Origin of the sequence: Microbacterium sp. NPDC058342 (assembly GCF_042723935.1) — a bacterium.
GTDB lineage: Bacteria > Actinomycetota > Actinomycetes > Actinomycetales > Microbacteriaceae > Microbacterium.
On the sequence record NZ_JBHXID010000002.1, the window covers coordinates 190657 to 208241 of the forward strand.

At 69.6% G+C, this 17585-nt stretch carries 14 protein-coding genes; 6 read left to right on the top strand and 8 right to left on the bottom strand.

Annotated elements, in window-relative coordinates; all coding sequences use genetic code 11:
- Position 1: 1 nt before the first annotated feature.
- From ACFWHT_RS10835 to ACFWHT_RS10865, 7 genes are read right to left on the bottom strand one after another with little or no spacing between them, the layout of a single operon-like run.
- The gene (locus ACFWHT_RS10835) at positions 2–964 is read right to left on the bottom strand and encodes a 2-hydroxy-3-oxopropionate reductase (protein WP_378828306.1); all 963 of its coding nucleotides are present in this window, start codon (positions 962–964) and stop codon (positions 2–4) included.
- On the bottom strand, positions 930–1583 hold the full coding sequence (locus ACFWHT_RS10840) for a bifunctional 4-hydroxy-2-oxoglutarate aldolase/2-dehydro-3-deoxy-phosphogluconate aldolase (RefSeq protein ID WP_378828308.1): 654 nt from the start codon (positions 1581–1583) through the stop codon (positions 930–932). Before ACFWHT_RS10840 ends, ACFWHT_RS10835 begins: the two co-directional genes overlap by 35 nt.
- Positions 1580–2701: a hypothetical protein gene (locus ACFWHT_RS10845; RefSeq protein ID WP_378828310.1), complete on the bottom strand. Its 1122-nt coding sequence runs from the start codon at positions 2699–2701 to the stop codon at positions 1580–1582. The genes ACFWHT_RS10840 and ACFWHT_RS10845 overlap by 4 nt, the downstream gene beginning before the upstream one ends.
- Positions 2695–3930, bottom strand: a complete 1236-nt coding sequence (locus ACFWHT_RS10850; protein WP_378828312.1) for an enolase C-terminal domain-like protein — start codon at positions 3928–3930, stop codon at positions 2695–2697. Before ACFWHT_RS10850 ends, ACFWHT_RS10845 begins: the two co-directional genes overlap by 7 nt.
- Positions 3927–4805 (bottom strand): carbohydrate ABC transporter permease, encoded by an 879-nt coding sequence (locus ACFWHT_RS10855; RefSeq protein ID WP_378828314.1) that lies wholly within the window; start codon positions 4803–4805, stop codon positions 3927–3929. Before ACFWHT_RS10855 ends, ACFWHT_RS10850 begins: the two co-directional genes overlap by 4 nt.
- The gene (locus tag ACFWHT_RS10860; protein ID WP_378828316.1) at positions 4805–5758 is read right to left on the bottom strand and encodes a carbohydrate ABC transporter permease; all 954 of its coding nucleotides are present in this window, start codon (positions 5756–5758) and stop codon (positions 4805–4807) included. Before ACFWHT_RS10860 ends, ACFWHT_RS10855 begins: the two co-directional genes overlap by 1 nt.
- The gene (locus tag ACFWHT_RS10865; protein ID WP_378828318.1) at positions 5758–7080 is read right to left on the bottom strand and encodes an ABC transporter substrate-binding protein; all 1323 of its coding nucleotides are present in this window, start codon (positions 7078–7080) and stop codon (positions 5758–5760) included. Before ACFWHT_RS10865 ends, ACFWHT_RS10860 begins: the two co-directional genes overlap by 1 nt.
- Positions 7081–7209: 129 nt before the next feature.
- Here ACFWHT_RS10865 and ACFWHT_RS10870 point away from each other — a divergent pair, with 129 nt between their 5' ends.
- From ACFWHT_RS10870 to ACFWHT_RS10890, 5 genes are all read left to right on the top strand, one after another.
- Positions 7210–7989, top strand: a complete 780-nt coding sequence (locus ACFWHT_RS10870) for an NAD-dependent epimerase/dehydratase family protein (RefSeq protein ID WP_378828321.1) — start codon at positions 7210–7212, stop codon at positions 7987–7989.
- A gap of 88 nt (positions 7990–8077) precedes the next feature.
- Positions 8078–9706, top strand: coding sequence for a hypothetical protein (locus ACFWHT_RS10875; protein ID WP_378828323.1), 1629 nt, complete (start codon positions 8078–8080; stop codon positions 9704–9706).
- Between the two features lie 15 nt (positions 9707–9721).
- Positions 9722–11326, top strand: a complete 1605-nt coding sequence (locus ACFWHT_RS10880) for an FAD-dependent oxidoreductase (protein ID WP_378828325.1) — start codon at positions 9722–9724, stop codon at positions 11324–11326.
- Entirely contained in the window at positions 11326–12027 is a 702-nt protein-coding gene (locus ACFWHT_RS10885) for an SGNH/GDSL hydrolase family protein (protein ID WP_378828327.1), read from the top strand. The genes ACFWHT_RS10880 and ACFWHT_RS10885 overlap by 1 nt, the downstream gene beginning before the upstream one ends.
- A 110-nt stretch (positions 12028–12137) precedes the next feature.
- Positions 12138–14285, top strand: a complete 2148-nt coding sequence (locus tag ACFWHT_RS10890; RefSeq protein WP_378828330.1) for an ATP-dependent Clp protease ATP-binding subunit — start codon at positions 12138–12140, stop codon at positions 14283–14285.
- 58 nt (positions 14286–14343) lie between these two features.
- Here ACFWHT_RS10890 and ACFWHT_RS10895 read toward each other — a convergent pair whose 3' ends face one another.
- Positions 14344–15711, bottom strand: coding sequence for a glucose-6-phosphate dehydrogenase (locus ACFWHT_RS10895; protein ID WP_378828332.1), 1368 nt, complete (start codon positions 15709–15711; stop codon positions 14344–14346).
- A gap of 77 nt (positions 15712–15788) precedes the next feature.
- Between ACFWHT_RS10895 and ACFWHT_RS10900 the strand changes: the two genes are divergently transcribed.
- The gene (locus ACFWHT_RS10900) at positions 15789–17585 is read left to right on the top strand and encodes a glycoside hydrolase family 15 protein (RefSeq protein ID WP_378828334.1); all 1797 of its coding nucleotides are present in this window, start codon (positions 15789–15791) and stop codon (positions 17583–17585) included.

Consider the following 17585-nt stretch of genomic DNA (forward strand, 5'->3'; position numbering starts at 1 on the left):
ATCAGTCCTGCTCGACCGCCTGCGGCGAGAGGCGCTGAACGAGACGCAGAATACCGGAGTGGTCCAGCCCCCCGTCGCCCTGGGCGACCGCGGCGGCGAAGAGCTGCGAGACCAGGGCACCCGTCGGCGTGAAGACGCCGCTGTCGCGGGCGGCGCTGAGGTAGTTGCCGAGGTCCTTGTGGTGCAGCTCGATCCGGAAGCCCGGGTCGAAGGCGCCCCTGCTCATCGGCTCGGTCTTCGCGTCGAGCACCCGGCTGCCGGCGAGCCCGCCGCCGATCACTCCGAGTGCCGCCTCGAGGGGAACATCGCGACTGCGCAGGAAGACCATGGCCTCCGCGAGCACCTGCAGGTTGCCGGCCACGATCAGCTGGTTGGCGACCTTCACGGTCTGCCCGGCCCCCGCGGGGCCCACCAGTGCGACGGTGGAGCCCATCGCCTTCAGGACGGGGAGCGCGCGGGTGAAGGCCTCCTCGGTGCCGCCGACCATGATCGACAGGGTGCCGTCGATGGCTCCGCGCTCGCCGCCGCTGACGGGCGCGTCGAGCATGGGCGCACCGGACGATTCCGCCCGTTCCGCGAGCGTGCGGGCGGTCGTCGGCGAGATGCTGCTCATGTCGACGATCACGGCACCATCGCGGAGGTGACGGAGAACGCCGTCTTCGCCTTCGACGACCGCTGCGACATCGGGGCCGTCCGGCAGCATGGTGATGACGAACTCGGCGTCGGCGACGGCCTCCGCGACGCTCTCGGCCGCGGTGCCACCGCGGGCGACGAGCTCCGCGGTGCGAGCGGGGCTGCGGTTGTACCCGGTGACGTGATGCCCCGCTGCGACGAGGTTCGCCGCCATCGGCAGGCCCATGATCCCGAGTCCGATGAATGCGATTCTGCTCATGCTGATCTCTCCGTGTCCGTTTCCGCGTCTTTCGTGGTCATTCGACCGTGCTGAGAGCCAGGCCTGCCGCATCCAGCGCCTCGCGCAGAGCACCGGCCCGCCGGCGCAGGCCGGCCATGTCGCCGTCCTCGAGCACGTCGCCCAGCAGGTGCCTGCTCACGCCGACCGCTACGGCGCCGGCGGCGAGGTAGCCCGTGACGTCCTCGATCCGAACGCCCCCCGTGGGCATCAGAGGGATCTCGGGCAGCGGTCCGCGCAGCTCACTCAGATATGAGATCCCTCCCAGAGGCCCGATCGGCGACACCTTGACCGCGTCGACCCCGAGGCTCCAGGCATCCACGATCTCGTTCGGCGTCAGGCCGCCGGGGATGTACGGGACACCCGCCGACCGGGCGAACGCGTGCACGCCGGCATCCGTCACCTGGCTCACGAGATAGCGCGCCCCGGCGGCCACGGCAGCCTCGGCCTGCGCTGCGGAGCGCACCGTGCCCGCCCCGATCAGCGCCCCGGGGTGCGCTGCGGCGGCGGCCGAGATCGCTGCGACGGCCCCCGGCGTGGTGAGCGTCACCTCGAGGTTGTCGAAACCGAGCTCGACGAGCTCGTCGATGGCGGGCAGCAGCCACCGGTCGGTGCCGGCGCGCAGGACGACGATCACCGGCCGCTGGGCGAGTTCTTGAATGGCATCGGTCATGATCGTCGGGTTTCCTTCCATCGGTCGGCGGCCGCCTGCACAGCCACCAGCCCTTTTCTCTCGTGAGGTGTCAGCAGGCCGAAGTGATAGAGATGCAGCTCATCGAATCCCGATGACGCCAGTCGACCGATGCGGTCCACGGCGGTCGACGTCGTCGCGCCGAGCAGGGGGATGAATGCGGCGGTGCGGCTGCGCGGGTGCGCGGCGGACAGCGCGTCCCGACGGCGGATCGCCTGCTCGTCGCCGTCCCAGGCTGAGGCGATGAGCGTGACGTGCTCCAGACCGTCGGCGAGATCCACCGTCACGGCGGGCCCGGCGTACCACGGGTCCGCGGCGGTCGCCTGCACCGCGAACGCCGCCGGCACGAGCCGCTGCACGTGTGCGAGAGCGTCCGCGGCCTCGCGCATCCGCAGCGCGCGGAGCGCGTCCGCGTCTTCTCCCAGCAGCTCGGGCAGTGCGCCACCGCCGACGGGCATCGAGCGGATGCGGCTGCGCACGCGTGAGACATCGACGCCCGCGTCGCACATGCGGGTGCTGCAGTGGACGCAGAAGCACAGCGAGAGGGCGGCATCCGTCTCCGCGGAACTCCTCCCCGTGGTCTTGTCGTGCCCGGACGCATGTCGCCAGCCCATCGCGGCGACGGACTCCAGCACGAGAGAGGCCCCGCCGACGGCGCCGGCGACCTCGCCGATCAGGGCCTCGACGTACTCGTGTGTCGACGGGGCGCTCGGACACAGCGAGAAGTCGAGCACGTCGTCGAACGCGGTCACGCGCCGTCCGCGGGTCGGGTTCTCCAACCCGTCGACGTGGGTGAGCACCGCCCAGGCGCTCACGGTGAGACCCGCCGCGGTGAGCAGGTCGGCCGCACGCCGCCAGTCGTGCTCCGGGGCGTGGTCCGGTGCGAGCCCGTCGGGGTACGTCGCGGTCGCGGGGAGCAGGACCGTGGTGCGCGGCAGCATGACGTGGCGGTGCCGGGGATGCGAGGGCGTCATGGCGCGCACCGCGTGATAGGCGACGGCGAGGGCCACGTGCTGCGCTCCGGCCTCGCGCAGGGATTCGACGGCGCCCGGATCGCCGATGACGTCCCAGGGGTACAGGTAGTGGGTGGTGCTCACCATCGCGGCAGCTCCGCTCGGAAGTCCGGATGCCTGCGCCGCATGTACCCGGTGTCGTCTCGCCGGGTGCGGCCCGCGCGCAGATACCGCTCGTGACCGGCCGCGAGGGCATCCCGATCCAGGTCCACCCCGAGGCCCGGGGCGTCACCGAGCTCGACACCGCCGTCGCGGAGCGCGACGCCGCTGGCGACCACATCCGAACCCGCGGTCCAGGGGTAGTGTGTGTCGCCCGCGAGCGGATCGGCCGCGATGGCGGCGGCGACGTGCGACATGGCCGCCAGCGAGATGCCGACGTGGCTGTTCGAGTGCATGGACACCCGCCAGCCGTGCTCGTGCGCGCGATCAGCCGCGCGCACCGCGCGACGCATGCCGCCCCAGTAGTGGTGATCGACCAACAGCACGTCGACGGCTGCCTTCTCGTCGGCCTCCTCGAACTCGCGCTCCGTGGCGACGAGCATGTTGGAGGCCAGCGGCATCCCCTCGTCGCGCAGCGCCGCCATGCCGTCGAGGTCTCCCACGGGATCCTCGAGATACTCCAGGAGGTCGGCGGTCGCGCGGATCGTGTCGCGGGCTGTCGGAACCGTCCACGCGCAGTTCGGGTCCCAGCGCAGCGGCGCCTGCGGGAACTCCCGGGCGAGGCCCTCGAGCGCCTCGCGCTCCACGGCGGGCGGGAAGACGCCCCCCTTAAGCTTCCAGGACTCGAAGCCGTAGCGCCGCTGCAGCTCGCGCGCTTGGCGCACGACGCCCTCGGCGTCGGCGGCCTCACCCCACTCATCGTCACGCAGGATCCCGGACGCGTCCGGATGCCCGGGCCACTTGTAGAAGAGGTATCCCGCGAACCCGACGCGGTCGCGGCGTCGGCCGCCGAGGAGCTCGGTGCAGGGGATGCCCCGGTACCGGCCCTCGGCATCCAGTGCCGCCGTCTCGAGCGGCGCGAGCACGGTGAGGATGGCGCGCTCGCCCTGCCCGTGGAACGCGTTGCGCACGATCCGCTCCAACCCCGCCGCATCGTCGATGCGCAGTCCGGTCGCGAGGGGAGCGACGTGCAGCAGTCGCTGCAGCGCGATCGATCCCCCCTGGCACTCGCCCAGGCCCGTGGAACCGTCGTCGGCGAGCAGCTCGACGACGATCCGCAGAGCCTCGGGCTCGTGGACACCCCAGGCGTTGAGCAGGGGAGGATCCTCCAGGGCGATGGGGGTGGCGTGGATGCCCACGATGCGCGGCACGCTCATCCCTTCAAGCTCCCGTCCGCCAGGCCGGAGATGAAGCTTCGCTGGTTGAACAGGAACACCGCCAGCACGGGCAGCGTGGCCAGGACCACGCCGGCCATCAGTGGGCCGTACTGGATGTTCCCGCTGGCGAGGAAGCGAGTGAGCGCGAGCTGCACCGTCTGGACACTCTCGCTGCTGGTCGCGACCAGGGGCCAGAGGAAGTCGTCCCAGACGCCGGTGAACGAGAAGATCGCGATCACGGCGACGAGCGGTCGCGCCAGGGGAAGGTAGATGCGGCTGAAGATCCGCCATTCGCCCGCGCCGTCCAGGCGCGCGGCCTCGGCGAGGTCGGGTGCCGCGCCGAGGAAGTACTGGCGTGCGAGGAAGATGTTCATGGGCATCACCAAGTGGGGCAGGGTGAGGCCGGCGACCGTGTTCAGCAGGCCCGTTCCGCCCTGTCCGAGAAGGTCGTTCCCGCCGGCGAGGGGGATGCCCTTGGTCATCAGGAACAGCGGGATCAGCGTGACCGAGGCCGGGATCGCGCTGGTCGCGATCAGCGCGATGAAGACCGCGCCCGAACCCGGGAATCTTAGCATCGCGAAGGCGTAGCCCGCGAGGATGGCGATGACGCAGTTCGCGACCACGACGGCGATGGCGACGAGCCCGGAGTTGATCAGCGCACGGCCGAGGTTCGCGTCGACGATTGCGGTCTCGTAGTTCTCGAGGGTCGGGTTCGCCGGGAGCAGCGAGACGCTGCCGAAGGCCACCTCGCTCGGCGTGAACGAGAGCGAGACCATCCAGGCGAACGGCGTCAGCACGAGCACGGACGCCGTGAACAGAAGTGCGGCGCGGAGGATCCGCTGATCGCGAGTGGTGCTGCGGACAGAACGGCTCATCACTTCTCCCTGCGCCCCATCAGCGCCTTCACCGACAGGATCGACGCTGCGGCGATGAACGCGAAGAGCACGAATGCCATGGCGGAGGCGTCGCCCATGCGGTTGTACTGGAACGCCTCGGTGTAGACGATGTAGTTGACGGTCGTGGTGCTGCCGAGCGGCCCGCCGCCGGTGAGGACGTAGATCTCGGCGAAGCCCTGCGCCAGGAAGATGATGTCCATCGCGACGACGTAGACGAGGATCGGGCGCAGACTCGGCAGCGTGATGTGGCGGAACAGCTGCCACGCCCCGGCTCCGTCCACGCGTCCGGCCTCGTACAGCTCCCTCGGCACGGTCTGCAGGCCGGCGAGCAGCAGCACCATGTTGCTTCCGAGGGCCTTCCAGATGCGCATCGCGGCGACGGCCGTGAGCGCGCTGTCCTGCTCGAGGAGCCAGCTCTGCGTGGGCAGGCCGATGCCGCTGAGGATCTCGTTGAACAGGCCGTTCTGGGAGTACATCCAGAGCCAGATCATGCTCACGGCGGTCAGGGAGACGATGTGCGGCACGTACATGGCCGAGCGCACGATCCCGACGCCCTTGAACGGACGGTTGACCAGCATCGCGAGGCCGAGGGCCAGGATCACGGTGATGGGGAGCACGAGCAGCACGTACTGGCCGGTGACGAGCAGAGCGTTCCCGAAGGCGGGGTCCTGCAGCAGCCGACCGTAGTTGTCGCCTCCGACGAAGTCGGCGGCGTCCCGGGAGAGCGGGTTGAAGTCGGTGAGGCTGATGACGAACCCGTAGATGACGGGTGCGAGATGGAAGATGCCGACGTACACGGCCGCCGGGAGCACGAACAGGAGTCCGACCCGCGCATTGCGCGTCCACAGCCGTCGACGGCGCGGTGCGGTGGGTACGGATCCGGTGGTGCGGGCGTCCGCCCGCACCACCGATTCCTTGACGATCGAGGTCATCAGCCTGCGCTCGCCTCGAGCACCTTGTTCACGGCGTCCTCCATCTGGGCGAGGGCGTCCTTCACGCTGAGCTTCTCGTGGAGGGCCTGCTCGAGGTAGACGTCCATGGTGTCGCGCGCCTGGACCCAGCCGGCGACGTTCGGGTTGGGTGTGAACGACGGACCCGCCTCGAGCCATGCCTGGACGATCTTGCTGCCCTGCACGTAGTCGGAGTCCAGCGCGGACATCCGGGTGGGCACGGCACCGATGCCCTCGGTGTACTGCTCGCTGATCTCGGGCGAGAGCATGTAGGAGATGAACTTCCAGGCGAGGTCCTTGGCCTGGGAGTCCTTGTTGATCATCAGGCCGGCGCCCGATCCGCCCAGCGCACCGGGGTCGGCGGACTCGAAGGACGGCACCGGCAGGACGCGCAGGTCCAGGTCGGGAGCCGCTTCGGCGATCTGAGCGGCGCGCGGGGCGACCGTCATCGTGATCGACGCGGCGTCGGTGACGATGGGCTGCTGCGCCGCCGGCGCGTCCATGTAGTTCTCGCCGAGGTTGGTGGCGACGGCGTCGTCGCCGGCGTAGGTGTCGACGAAGAAGGAGAGCGCCTCCTCACCGGCATCCGTGTTGAACGCGGCCTTTCCGTCCTCGATCTGGTCTCCCCCTGCGGCGAGCAGGAGGTTGGCGAAGGTCTGCTGGCGCCCGACCGCCTGGCTGGGCAGGAGCAGGCCCGACCGGGTGATCTTGCCCGACCCGTCGCGGACGGTGAGCTTCTCGGAGGCATCGAGGATGCCTTCCCACGTCGTCGGCGGGGCATCCGGATCCAGCCCGGCGTCGCGGAAGTCCTCCGCGTCGTAGATGAACAGGTTGCCCTGCATCGACAGCGGGATCAGGTACTGGACGCCGTCGACCTGACCGCCGGGCAGTGCCGCGGCGAAGTCCTCGACGTCTGCGGTGTCGAGCTCGTCGAGGTACGGGTCGAGGTCCTCGATGCGGTCGTTGACGACGAAATCGGCGATGGCGGCCGGTCCGTGGCCGAAGACGTCGGGAGCGGTTCCGGCGGGGAAGGCCGCGTTGAGCTTGGTGGACAGATCGCTCCAGTCGAGGTACGTCACCTCGACCTCGACACCGGTCTCCTTCTCGAAGGCGGGGACGATCGTCTTGGTCACCAGGTCGATCTCGGCCTGGTTGGTACCGGGGAACCAGACGGTGAGCTTGTCGGCGGCATCGCCGTCAGCGTCGCCGCCCGACCCGCCGGAGCAGCCGGCGAGGGCGACCGCCCCGATGCTGAGGATCGCGGCGGTGCGGATGAGTCGTGTACGAGAGGGTAGAGCTTCCATGGTCACCTTCCAGTGAGCGACGGGGTCGGAGAGGGGCTCCGAGTCGACCGTTCACATATGTGTACGAATACGCCATTGTGAACGCTGCGACACTATGATGGCGACAACAGGATGTCAAGAGGGGCGGATATGAACATCGTCATCACGGGTGCGGCAGGGGGGATCGGGCGCGAGCTGCTTCCCCGACTTGCGGCCGCAGGGCACGACGTCAGCGGCTTCGACATCGAGCCGGACCCGGGGGATGCAGCAGGCTGGACCACGGCGCCGCTCTCGGACGACGAGGCGCTGCGCGAGGCGTTCCGAGGTGCCGAGCTCGTCGTCCATCTGGCTGGGGTGCCGAGGGAGGACACCTGGGAGCGCATCCTGGAGGCCAACGTCACCGGCACGCGCGACGTCCTCGAGGCGGCGCGCGAGACGGGGGTGCGTCGCGTGCTGCTGGCCGGCTCCGTGCACGCCGCGGGCTGGGTGCGGCGCGAGGACGCCGAGAGCGCGGTGAGCACGGTCCGGCCGGACACCTACTACGGCGTCGGAAAGGCCGCGGCGGAGGCGCTCGGCTCGCTGTATGCAGATCGCCACGGGATGACCGTGGTGACCGCCCGGATCATGACGTTCGGCGTGCGACCGCGGACGGTGCGGATGCTGGAGACCTGGCTGTCTCCCGGCGATCTCGTCCGCTTGACAGAGGCGGTGGCGACCATGCGCGAGGGCGGTCATCACATCGTGTGGGGCGTGTCGGCGAACACGCGTCGGCCGGTTTCCCTCGAGCCGGGCCGACGCATCGGGTACCACCCGCTCGACGATGCCGAGTCGTTCGCCGACGCGGTCGAGTCGACGCAGGACGCATACGAGCGGCTCGGCGGCCCGTTCACCGATCCCGCACATCCGGTAGGAGTGCCCTGGTCGTCGTGACCCTTGCAATCGCCTCAGCCAGCCGCTAACGTGAACGCGTCCACATACATGAATGCTAACGCGTCAGCGACAGCATAGGGGCTTCTCGATGGCACACCGCACCGCACACCGCAATGTCCGCAGGAGATTCAGCATCGTATCCGCACTCGCGGGCCTGGCGACCGCACTGTTCGTGGCGGCGCCCGCGCCCGCCTTCGCCGCCCCGGCGGCCGTCGAGCCCGTCCCGCTGACCACCGCGCATGCCGCATCGTCGGTGTACTCGCTCTCCGTGAACGGCGTGAGCGTGCCCGTCAACGGCTACAGCGGCTACGACTGCGCCGAGTTCACGATGGGCGCCGGTGAGGCGCGGATCGCGGTCACCAAGCTCAACGGCACGAACGTCGGCGCGACCTACATCACTCCCATCAAGGCCGGCTACGTCGCCTCGCATGCCGGATCGACGTCGACCTTCACCATTGCGGGGCCGCAGTACCTGATCGTCAAGCTCGACGGCAACCGGCGCCTGATCATCTCCGCCGAGCGCGAGGAGTCGAACATCCCCGCCGTCTCCGGGCCCGGGATCTTCCCGATCACCGCCTACGGTGCGGTTCCCGACGACGCCGGTGCCGACACCACCGCCGGGCAGCAGGCGATCGACGCCGCGAGCGCCTATGGCAGCGCGCCCGGCAACCCGCGCGGTGTCGTCCGCATCCCGTTCGGCGCCTATCAGGTCGCCAACCTCGAGCTGCGCAGCAACATCGAGGTCTACTTCGTGCGCGGCGCCGTGCTCCGGCTCATCCCCGACAGATCGCTGTACTCGATCGACGCGCACAAGAGCTCCCAGAACCGCGATCTGACGTGGTGGATCCAGACAGAGTTCGGCTCGGAGAACATCACCCTGCGCGGCCATGGCACGCTCGACGGCCGCGGGCAGGCGGCCGTCGCCGCCGGCTTCGGCATGAACATCCTCGCGCCGATCGCCACCACGAACTTCCGCGTCGAGGGGCTCACCGTCCGCGAGGCCGCCAGCTGGGCCGTGATCCCGGTGCGCTCCGACCACCTGGAGTTCCTCAATATGAAGCTGTTCAACCGCCTCGACATGGGCGAGAACGACGGCATCGACGTCATCGAGTCGCAGAACGTGCTCGTGCGCGACGGCGTCGGGATCGGGCTGGACGACCCGTACACCACGAAGTCCTGGCCCAAGAACGTCGGCATCACGAAGAACTGGCCGGGTGACCCGGAGGACGTGCGCGACGTGCGCTTCGACCGCCTCATCTCCTGGACCTACTGCTACGGCTTCAAGGTCGGTCAGGGCGTCGTCAACGACCACTCGAACATCCGCTTCACGAACAGCGTGGTCCACGACGCCTCGGTCGGCATCGGGATCCATCACAAGTCGGGTGCGGGGACGGCGGATGACGTCGGCTTCTACAACATCGACATCGAGCGCCTGACCACGTCGAACGACGGCAACCGCACGTGGCTGCTGCTGAAGATCGATGACGCGTACGGCGACGGCGCCGGACCGATCACCAACACGCTCATCCGCTCGATCAACGTGCGCAGCGCCGGTACGACTCCCGCTGTGATGAAGGGCTTCAGCGCCGCCTCGTCCGTGCAGAACGTGCTCTTCGACAAGATCCGGATGCCGGGCGCCAGCGGATACGCGACGACGCTGGCCGACCTGAACATCACCTCGCCGTCGTTCGCGACCGGCATCACCATCCAGCCCTGACCCGGAGGAGAACCCATGGTCGATCACACTGCCGACATCGCCGTCATCGGGGGAGGTGTCGGCGGCGTGGCCGCCGCGCTGGCCGCGCTGCGCGCCGGCCGCTCCGTCATCCTCACCGAGGAGTACGAGTGGCTGGGAGGCCAGCTCACGAGCCAGGCCGTGCCGCCTGACGAGCACACCTGGATCGAGCAGTTCGGCGCGACGCGCTCATACCGGCAGCTGCGCGAGGGCATCCGCGAGCACTACCGGCGCTGGTACCCGCTCACGGACGAGGCGCGGCGGGACCCCTACCTCAATCCCGGCGCCGGGCTCGTCAGCCGACTGTGCCACGAGCCGCGTGTCGCGGTCGCCGTGATCGAGGCGCTGCTCGCGCCGCACGTGGCGGGCGGCCGGCTGACCATCCTCCGTCGCACGCGACCGGTGGCCGCGGAATCCGCCGGCGATCGCATCGCAGGTGTGACCGTGCAGGGTGTGCTCGATGGCGACCTGCACAGGATCAGTGCCGGGTACGTGCTCGATGCGACCGAGACCGGCGAGCTGCTGCCCCTCGCCGGCGCCGAGTACGTCACGGGTTTCGAAGCGCAGTCCGACACCGGCGAGCCGAGCGCGCCCGCCGTCGCCCAGCCCGACAACGTGCAGGCCCTGTCGTGGTGCTTCGTCATGGACCACGTCGACGGAGACCACACGATCGACAAGCCCGCGGACTACGACCGCTGGGCCTCGTTCCAGCCCGAGTTCTGGGGCGCTCCGATGTTGTCTCTGACCGGTCCCGACCCGCGCACGCTCGAGACGTTCACGCGCACCTTCACCCCGACCGTCGATGATGATCCGCAGGCGCTGCTCGCCGACCAGCGCGCCGCGGCCGGCGACCGGGAGCTGTGGACCTTCCGTCGCATCGCCTCGCGCCGGATGTTCACCGACGGGGCCTATGCGAGCGACATCGTGCTGGCGAACTGGCCGATGATCGACTACTTGGGCGGCAGCATCATCGACAACCCCGACGCGGACCGGCACCTGGAGCAGGCGCGATCGCTGTCGCTGTCGATGTTCTACTGGCTGCAGACCGAGGCGCCGCGTCCCGATGGCGGAACCGGCTGGCCCGGGTTGCGCCTGCGGCCCGATGTGGCCGGCACGGACGACGGTCTCGCGCAGGCGCCGTACATCCGCGAGTCGCGTCGCCTGCGCACGCGCCGCACGGTGGTCGAGGGCGATCTGTCGATCGCCGCGCGAGGCGATGACGGTCCCGCCCGCTACCCGGACAGCGTCGGCGTCGGCATGTACCGGATCGATCTGCACCCGACCACGGGAGGCGACAACTACCTCGACATCGCGTCGGTCCCCTTCGAGATCCCTCTCGGCGCCCTCGTGCCGATCCGGATCGAGAACCTCCTGCCGGCGAGCAAGAACGTCGGGACCACGCACATCACCAATGGGGCGTTCCGGCTGCATCCGGTCGAGTGGAACATCGGGGAGTCCGCGGGGCTGCTCGCCGCCTTCTGCCTCGACCGTGGGGTGAAGCCGGCGGCTGTGCATGCCGACGCCGAGCTTCTCGCCGACTTCCAACGCGGTCTCGAGCGCCAGGGAGTGGAGCTGCACTGGCCGGACGTGCGCGGATACTGATGGCCGACGACGGATCCGAGCGGGCGGCGCTTGCCGCCCGTCTCGCGGGCGGTGCGGCGCTTTCCTGGGTGCTCACCGGCGACTCGATCACGCACGGGATGGCGCACACGCTCGGGGCGCGCAGCTATCCCGAGCACCTTCACGAACTCGTGCGCACCGATCTGGGGCGCACGCGTGACGCGTTCATCAACACGGGCGTCGCGGGGCACCAGCTCGGTCACATCCTCGACGACTGGGAGCACCGCATCGCGCGGTGGCGACCCGACATCGTGCTGCTGATGATCGGCACCAACGACGCGATGATCCGCGACGGGCTGCCGTTCGTCGAGCCGGACGGATTCGCGGCATCGCTCGACGGCTTCGTCCGGCGGGTGCGGATGCTCGGCGCGACGCCGATCCTGCAGACCCCGCCAGCCGTGGATGCGGTGAACGCCCCGGGCCGCGACCGTCTGCCCGCCTTTGTCAGCGCGGTGCGGGATGCCGCGGTGCGTCACGACGTGATCCTCGTCGACCAGCACGCGCGATTCACCGAGCTCGGAGCCGGGCGCGCTGCGTGGGGCCTGCTCGCCGATCCGGTGCATCCCAACGCCGCCGGGCACGCGGTCATCGCGCGGGAGATCGCGGCCGTGCTCGGGATCGAGCCGGCGCGCTCCCGCGTGCTGGGCATGCTCGATGCGCTCATCGATGCGGCATCCGGGTGAGGGGAAGCGGCGCAGGACGCCGAGGAGTGGTCGTCTTGTCGATCTGAAGCACTTCGGATAAAGTTGAGTCATCACAACTCAACTTTGAAGGAGTCTCTCCGGAGGAACAGATGGTCAACCCCGCACAGCAGGAAGAGCAGCAGAGCGCCCTCGAGCAGTTCGGCATCAACCTCACCGATCGCGCCCGGCAGGGCAAGCTCGATCCGGTGATCGGCCGCGATAGCGAGATCCGTCGCGTGAGCCAGGTGCTCACCCGGCGCACCAAGAACAACCCCGTGCTGATCGGCGAGCCCGGCGTCGGCAAGACGGCCGTCGTCGAAGGGCTCGCGCAGCGCATCGTCGCGGGGGACGTCGCGGAGTCGCTCAAGGACAAAGAGCTCGTCTCGCTCGACATCTCGGCCCTCGTGGCGGGAGCGATGTACCGCGGCCAGTTCGAAGAGCGCCTGAAGAGCGTGCTCAAGGAGATCACCGAGTCCGACGGCAAGGTCATCACCTTCATCGACGAGCTGCACGTGCTCATGGGCGCGGGCGGCGGCGAAGGGTCGGTCGCGGCCTCCAACATGCTCAAGCCCATGCTCGCCCGCGGCGAGCTGCGCATGATCGGCGCGACCACCCTCAACGAGTACCGCGAGTTCATCGAGAAGGATGCCGCCCTCGAGCGCCGCTTCCAGCAGGTGTACGTCGGCGAGCCCACGGTCGAGGACACCATCGCGATCCTGCGCGGGCTCAAGGGCCGCTACGAGGCGCATCACGGGGTCACCATCTCCGACAGCGCCCTGGTGGCATCCGCCGCCCTCTCCAACCGGTACCTGCCCAGCCGTCAGCTGCCCGACAAGGCCATCGACCTGATCGACGAGGCCATGTCGAGGCTGAAGATGGAGATCGACTCCTCGCCGGTCGAGATCGACGAGCTCAAGCGCCAGGTCGATCGGATGAAGCTCGAGGAGCTCGCCCTCAAGCGCGAGAAGGACGCCGCCTCCAAGGAGCGGCTGGCGACGCTGCGCGAGCAGCTCACCGGACTCGAGCGAGAGCTCGCCGGGCTCGAGGAGCGCTGGGCGCGCGAGCGTCAGGGCCTGAACCGCGTGGGCGAGCTGAAGAAGCAGCTCGACGAGGCGGTGACCCAGCGCGACCTCGCCATGCGCGAGGCCGATTACACGAGGGCGTCCAAGCTCGAGTACGAGACCATCAAGCGTCTGCAGGCCGAGATCGCCGAGGCCGAGCAGGCAGAGGCGGCCGTCTCCAGTGAAGGCCGGATGGTCAACGAGCAGGTCACCGACGAGGACATCGCCGCCGTGATCGCCGCGTGGACCGGCATCCCGGTCGGGCGTCTGCTGCAGGGCGAGAGCGAGAAGCTGCTGCACTTGGAGAACGAGCTCGGCAGGCGGCTGATCGGCCAGAAGGATGCCGTGAAGGCGGTGTCGGATGCTGTCCGGCGCTCGCGCGCCGGGATCAGCGATCCCGGGCGTCCGACCGGGTCGTTCCTGTTCCTCGGCCCCACCGGCGTCGGCAAGACCGAGCTGGCCAAGGCGCTTGCGGAGTTCCTCTTCGACGACGAGCACGCCATGGTCAGGATCGACATGTCGGAGTATGGCGAGAAGCACTCCGTCTCGCGACTGGTCGGTGCCCCTCCGGGATACATCGGGTACGAGCAGGGCGGTCAGCTCACCGAAGCGGTGCGCCGTCGCCCGTACAGCGTCGTGCTGCTCGACGAGGTGGAGAAGGCCCACCCCGAGGTGTTCGACGTGCTGCTGCAGGTGCTCGACGACGGGCGTCTCACCGACGGACAGGGTCGCACGGTCGACTTCTCGAACGTCATCCTGATCCTCACAAGCAACATCGGCTCGCCCATCCTGATCGACCCCGTCATGTCGCAGGGCGACAAGCGCGAGGCGGTGATGGCGCTGGTGCGGCAGTCGTTCCGCCCGGAGTTCCTGAACCGGCTCGACGACATCGTGATGTTCCAGGCGCTCAGCCAGGACGACCTCGCGCAGATCGTGGAGCTCTCGGTCGACCAGCTGCAGCGCCGCCTGCACGATCGCCGGCTCACCCTCGCGGTGACACCGGACGCCCGGTCGTGGCTCGCCGAGCGGGGCTACGACCCGGTGTTCGGCGCGCGCCCGCTGCGCCGGCTCATCCAGACGGAGGTGCAGAACCGCCTGGCGACCGCGCTGCTCTCGGGCGGTGTGCACGACGGCGACACGGTGCGCGTGGAGGTCGCGGCAGACGGCTCCGGTCTGGTGCTGACCGCCCAGTCCTGACGACGCCGGTCGAGTCGTTCGACCGGAGCGGGGCCGACGTGTGGATGCCGGAGGCGGGTCAGGAACCGTGCGAGGTCGCCCAGCCGTCCGGGCCCGTGGAGCCTGCGGGGTACTCCTCGAGCGGCGTCGCGCCGCGAGCCCAGGCGTCGCGCACCGGCTGGATGATCCGCCAGCACTCCTCGGCCTCGTCGGCGCGCACCGAAAGCGCGACATCTCCGTCGAGCAGTTCGTCCAGCACCTCCTCGTAGGAGCGCTGCTGGCCCTCGCCGAGGTCGGCCACGAGGTCTTCGTGGCGCAGCGCGAACGGATCGTCGCCACCGGTGACGTGCAGGCGGAGGTGCATCTCGTCAGGGCCCAGCGAGAAGGTCAGCCGGCCGCCGTCGGCGGGAGTGCCGTCCAGCCCCGGCGGCACGTGACGCACCGGCTTGAAGGTCACGACGATCTCGGAGTGCTTGCGCGTGAGGGCCTTGCCCGAGCGCAGCACGAACGGCACGCCCGCCCAGCGATCGCTCGCGATCTCGAAGGTCACCTCGGCCAGCGTCTCGGTCTCCCTCGCGTTGTCGACGCCCTCCTCGTCGCGGTACGAGGGCAGCTCGCGCTCCCCGATCCGGCCGGCGGTGTACTGGGCGCGACGCGACGCGGCGGCGGGATCGTCGCCCATCACGTGGGTGGCACGCAGCACGGCGGCCTTCGCATCGCGCAGGTCGCGCTCGTGCAGGGTGGAGGGCGGGTCCATCGCCACGAGCGCCATCACCTGCAGCAGGTGGCTCTGGATCATGTCGATCATCGCCCCGGCCTTGTCGTAGTAGCGGGCCCGGCCCTCGAGGGCGACGCTCTCGTCGAAGCGGATCAGCACCTTCTCGATGTGCTCGGCCGACCACACCGGCTCCCAGATGCGGTTCGCCAGCCGCACGCCCAGCAGGTTCAGCAGCGTGGAGCGACCGAGGAAGTGATCCACCCGGAAGATCCGCTGCTCGGGCACCAGCGCCAGCAGCTTGGCGTTCAGGTCGCGCGCGCTCGCCTCGTCCTCCCCGAAGGGCTTCTCCATGGCGAGCACCGTGCCCTCCGGAAGCGTGAGCCCCTCCATCGCGTCGATAGCCGCAGCGGTCACCGCCGGCGGCAACGCGAAGTACAGCACCGTGTTCTCATCGAGCCCTTCGACCAGCGCGGCCACCGCGGAGGCATCCGTCACATCCGCCTGAACGTAGTCGGCGATGTCCACCTGCTTCAGTGCATCGGCGACGTCGCCGAAAGCGGTCTGCACCGTCTGCTGCCACCGGTCCGCCTCCCACGGCTCCGTGCCGGCGCCGCGCAGCACGACGCGCTTCTTCGGCGTCTTGCCCAGCAGAGCGGCGAGCGATGGCAGCAGCAGGCGCGAGGTCAGATCGCCCGAGGCGCCGAGGATGAAGAGGGTTGTTGTCGGCATGGGGCAGACAATAGTCGCGTCGGCGTGGAACGCAAGGGGCCTGGCGCGCATGCGGCGCGAATGGAAGTATCCGGAAGATGGCATCGCGAATCGAGGACTACGCCCTGCTCAGCAATTGCCGAACCGCCGCCCTGGTGTCGAGAACGGGAAGCATCGATTGGCTCTGCCTGCCGCGGCTGGACTCGGCGAGCACGTTCGGCGCTCTGCTCGGCGACGACAGCCACGGCCGCTGGGAGCTGCGCCCGGCGGACCCGGATGCCGCCGTCAGCCGCAGCTACGATCGCGACACGTTCGTGCTGATCGCGCGGTGGGAGACGGCGGATGCGGCGGCCGAAGTGCACGACTTCATGCCCATCGACCCCGATCCCGGCGTCGCCATCCGACGCACCGACCTGATCCGCCGGATCGTCGGTGTGCGGGGATCCATGCGGTTCGAGCAGCGCGTCAGCATCCGCTTCGACTACTCCCGGGCGATGCCGTGGGTGCGCCAGACCGGCACGGACGAGGATCCGCGGCTGGTCGCGATGGCGGGGCCGGATGCGGTCGCCGTGCACGGCGCCCCCCTGCAGGCCGCTGACCACGAGCACCGCGGGGAGCTGACAGTGGCCGCGGGCGAGACCCGCGACGTGCATCTGACGTGGTTTCCCTCGCACCGTGACGTGCCCGATCCGCTCGACGTCGACGAGATGCTCGCGCTCACCAAGGACTGGTGGCAGAGCTGGGCTGACCGGATCGAGCACAGCGGACCGCATCACGAGCGCGTCGTGCGATCGCTGCTCATCCTGCGCGCGCTGACCAACCATGAGACCGGCGGCATCGCCGCAGCCGCCACCATGGCGCTGCCCGAGGAGATCGGCGGTGAGCGCAACTGGGACTACCGCTACGTCTGGCTGCGCGACGCGGCGCTCACCCTCGAGGCGCTGCTCGATCACGGCTTCCTCGCGCTCGCGGAACGCTGGCGGGAATGGCTGCTGCGCGCCGTGGCGGGAGACCCCGCCGACCTGCAGATCATGTACGGCCTCGCCGGCGAGCGCGATCTCGGCGAGTGGGTGCTCGACGAGCTGCCCGGCTACGAGGCATCCGCGCCGGTGCGCGTCGGCAACGGAGCCGCCTCGCAGTACCAGGCCGACGTCGTGGGAGAGGTGATGGTCACGCTTGCCGCAGCCCGCGTCGCGGGCCTCGCCGAGAGCGAGTTCGCCTGGCCTCTCGAGCGAGCACTGCTGCGGTTCCAGGCAGAGCAGATCGAGCGCGCGGATCATGGACTCTGGGAGATCCGCGGCGAGCCGCACATGTTCACTCATTCGCGTGCCATGATCTGGGCGGCGTTCGACCGCGGTGTGCGCGCGGTCGAGGACTTCGGCCTCGACGGGCCGGCCGACACCTGGCGCGAGTTGCGCGATCGGGTGCGCGACGAGATCGATCGCGAGGGCGTGCGCGACGGGCACTTCACGCAGTACTACGGCACGGACGAGGTGGATGCGTCGCTGCTGCTGCTGGCCGAGGTCGGCTTCTGCGCGCCCGACGACCCTCGGATGCTGGCGACCGTCGAGCGCATGGAGAAGACTCTCATGCACGACGGACTGCTGTACCGCTACCGCACCGACACGGGCGTCGACGGGCTCGCGGGCTCCGAAAGCCCCTTCCTGGCGTGCTCGTTCTGGCTGGTCGAGCAGTACGCGGCGACCGGTCGTCACGACGAGGCGAGTGCCCTGATGTCGCGGCTGTGCGCGTTGACCAACGACGTCGGGATGCTCTCGGAGGAGTACGACCCGATCGCCGGTCGGCAGGTCGGAAACACGCCGCAGGCGTTCTCGCACCTGGCGCTCGTGAGGGCTGCCGACGCCCTCACGAGCACCGAGCTGCGCCCGCGGTAG

Coding starts and splice junctions, on each gene's coding strand:
- ACFWHT_RS10875 (WP_378828323.1), top strand. CDS start 8,078: ATGGCACACCGCACCGCACACCGCAATGTCCGCAGGAGATTCAGCATC.
- ACFWHT_RS10860 (WP_378828316.1), bottom strand. CDS start 5,758: ATGACCTCGATCGTCAAGGAATCGGTGGTGCGGGCGGACGCCCGCACC.
- ACFWHT_RS10885 (WP_378828327.1), top strand. CDS start 11,326: ATGGCCGACGACGGATCCGAGCGGGCGGCGCTTGCCGCCCGTCTCGCG.
- ACFWHT_RS10840 (WP_378828308.1), bottom strand. CDS start 1,583: ATGACCGATGCCATTCAAGAACTCGCCCAGCGGCCGGTGATCGTCGTC.
- ACFWHT_RS10855 (WP_378828314.1), bottom strand. CDS start 4,805: ATGAGCCGTTCTGTCCGCAGCACCACTCGCGATCAGCGGATCCTCCGC.
- ACFWHT_RS10870 (WP_378828321.1), top strand. CDS start 7,210: ATGAACATCGTCATCACGGGTGCGGCAGGGGGGATCGGGCGCGAGCTG.
- ACFWHT_RS10835 (WP_378828306.1), bottom strand. CDS start 964: ATGCGGCAGGCCTGGCTCTCAGCACGGTCGAATGACCACGAAAGACGC.
- ACFWHT_RS10850 (WP_378828312.1), bottom strand. CDS start 3,930: ATGAGCGTGCCGCGCATCGTGGGCATCCACGCCACCCCCATCGCCCTG.
- ACFWHT_RS10895 (WP_378828332.1), bottom strand. CDS start 15,711: ATGCCGACAACAACCCTCTTCATCCTCGGCGCCTCGGGCGATCTGACC.
- ACFWHT_RS10845 (WP_378828310.1), bottom strand. CDS start 2,701: ATGGTGAGCACCACCCACTACCTGTACCCCTGGGACGTCATCGGCGAT.
- ACFWHT_RS10865 (WP_378828318.1), bottom strand. CDS start 7,080: ATGGAAGCTCTACCCTCTCGTACACGACTCATCCGCACCGCCGCGATC.
- ACFWHT_RS10890 (WP_378828330.1), top strand. CDS start 12,138: ATGGTCAACCCCGCACAGCAGGAAGAGCAGCAGAGCGCCCTCGAGCAG.
- ACFWHT_RS10900 (WP_378828334.1), top strand. CDS start 15,789: ATGGCATCGCGAATCGAGGACTACGCCCTGCTCAGCAATTGCCGAACC.
- ACFWHT_RS10880 (WP_378828325.1), top strand. CDS start 9,722: ATGGTCGATCACACTGCCGACATCGCCGTCATCGGGGGAGGTGTCGGC.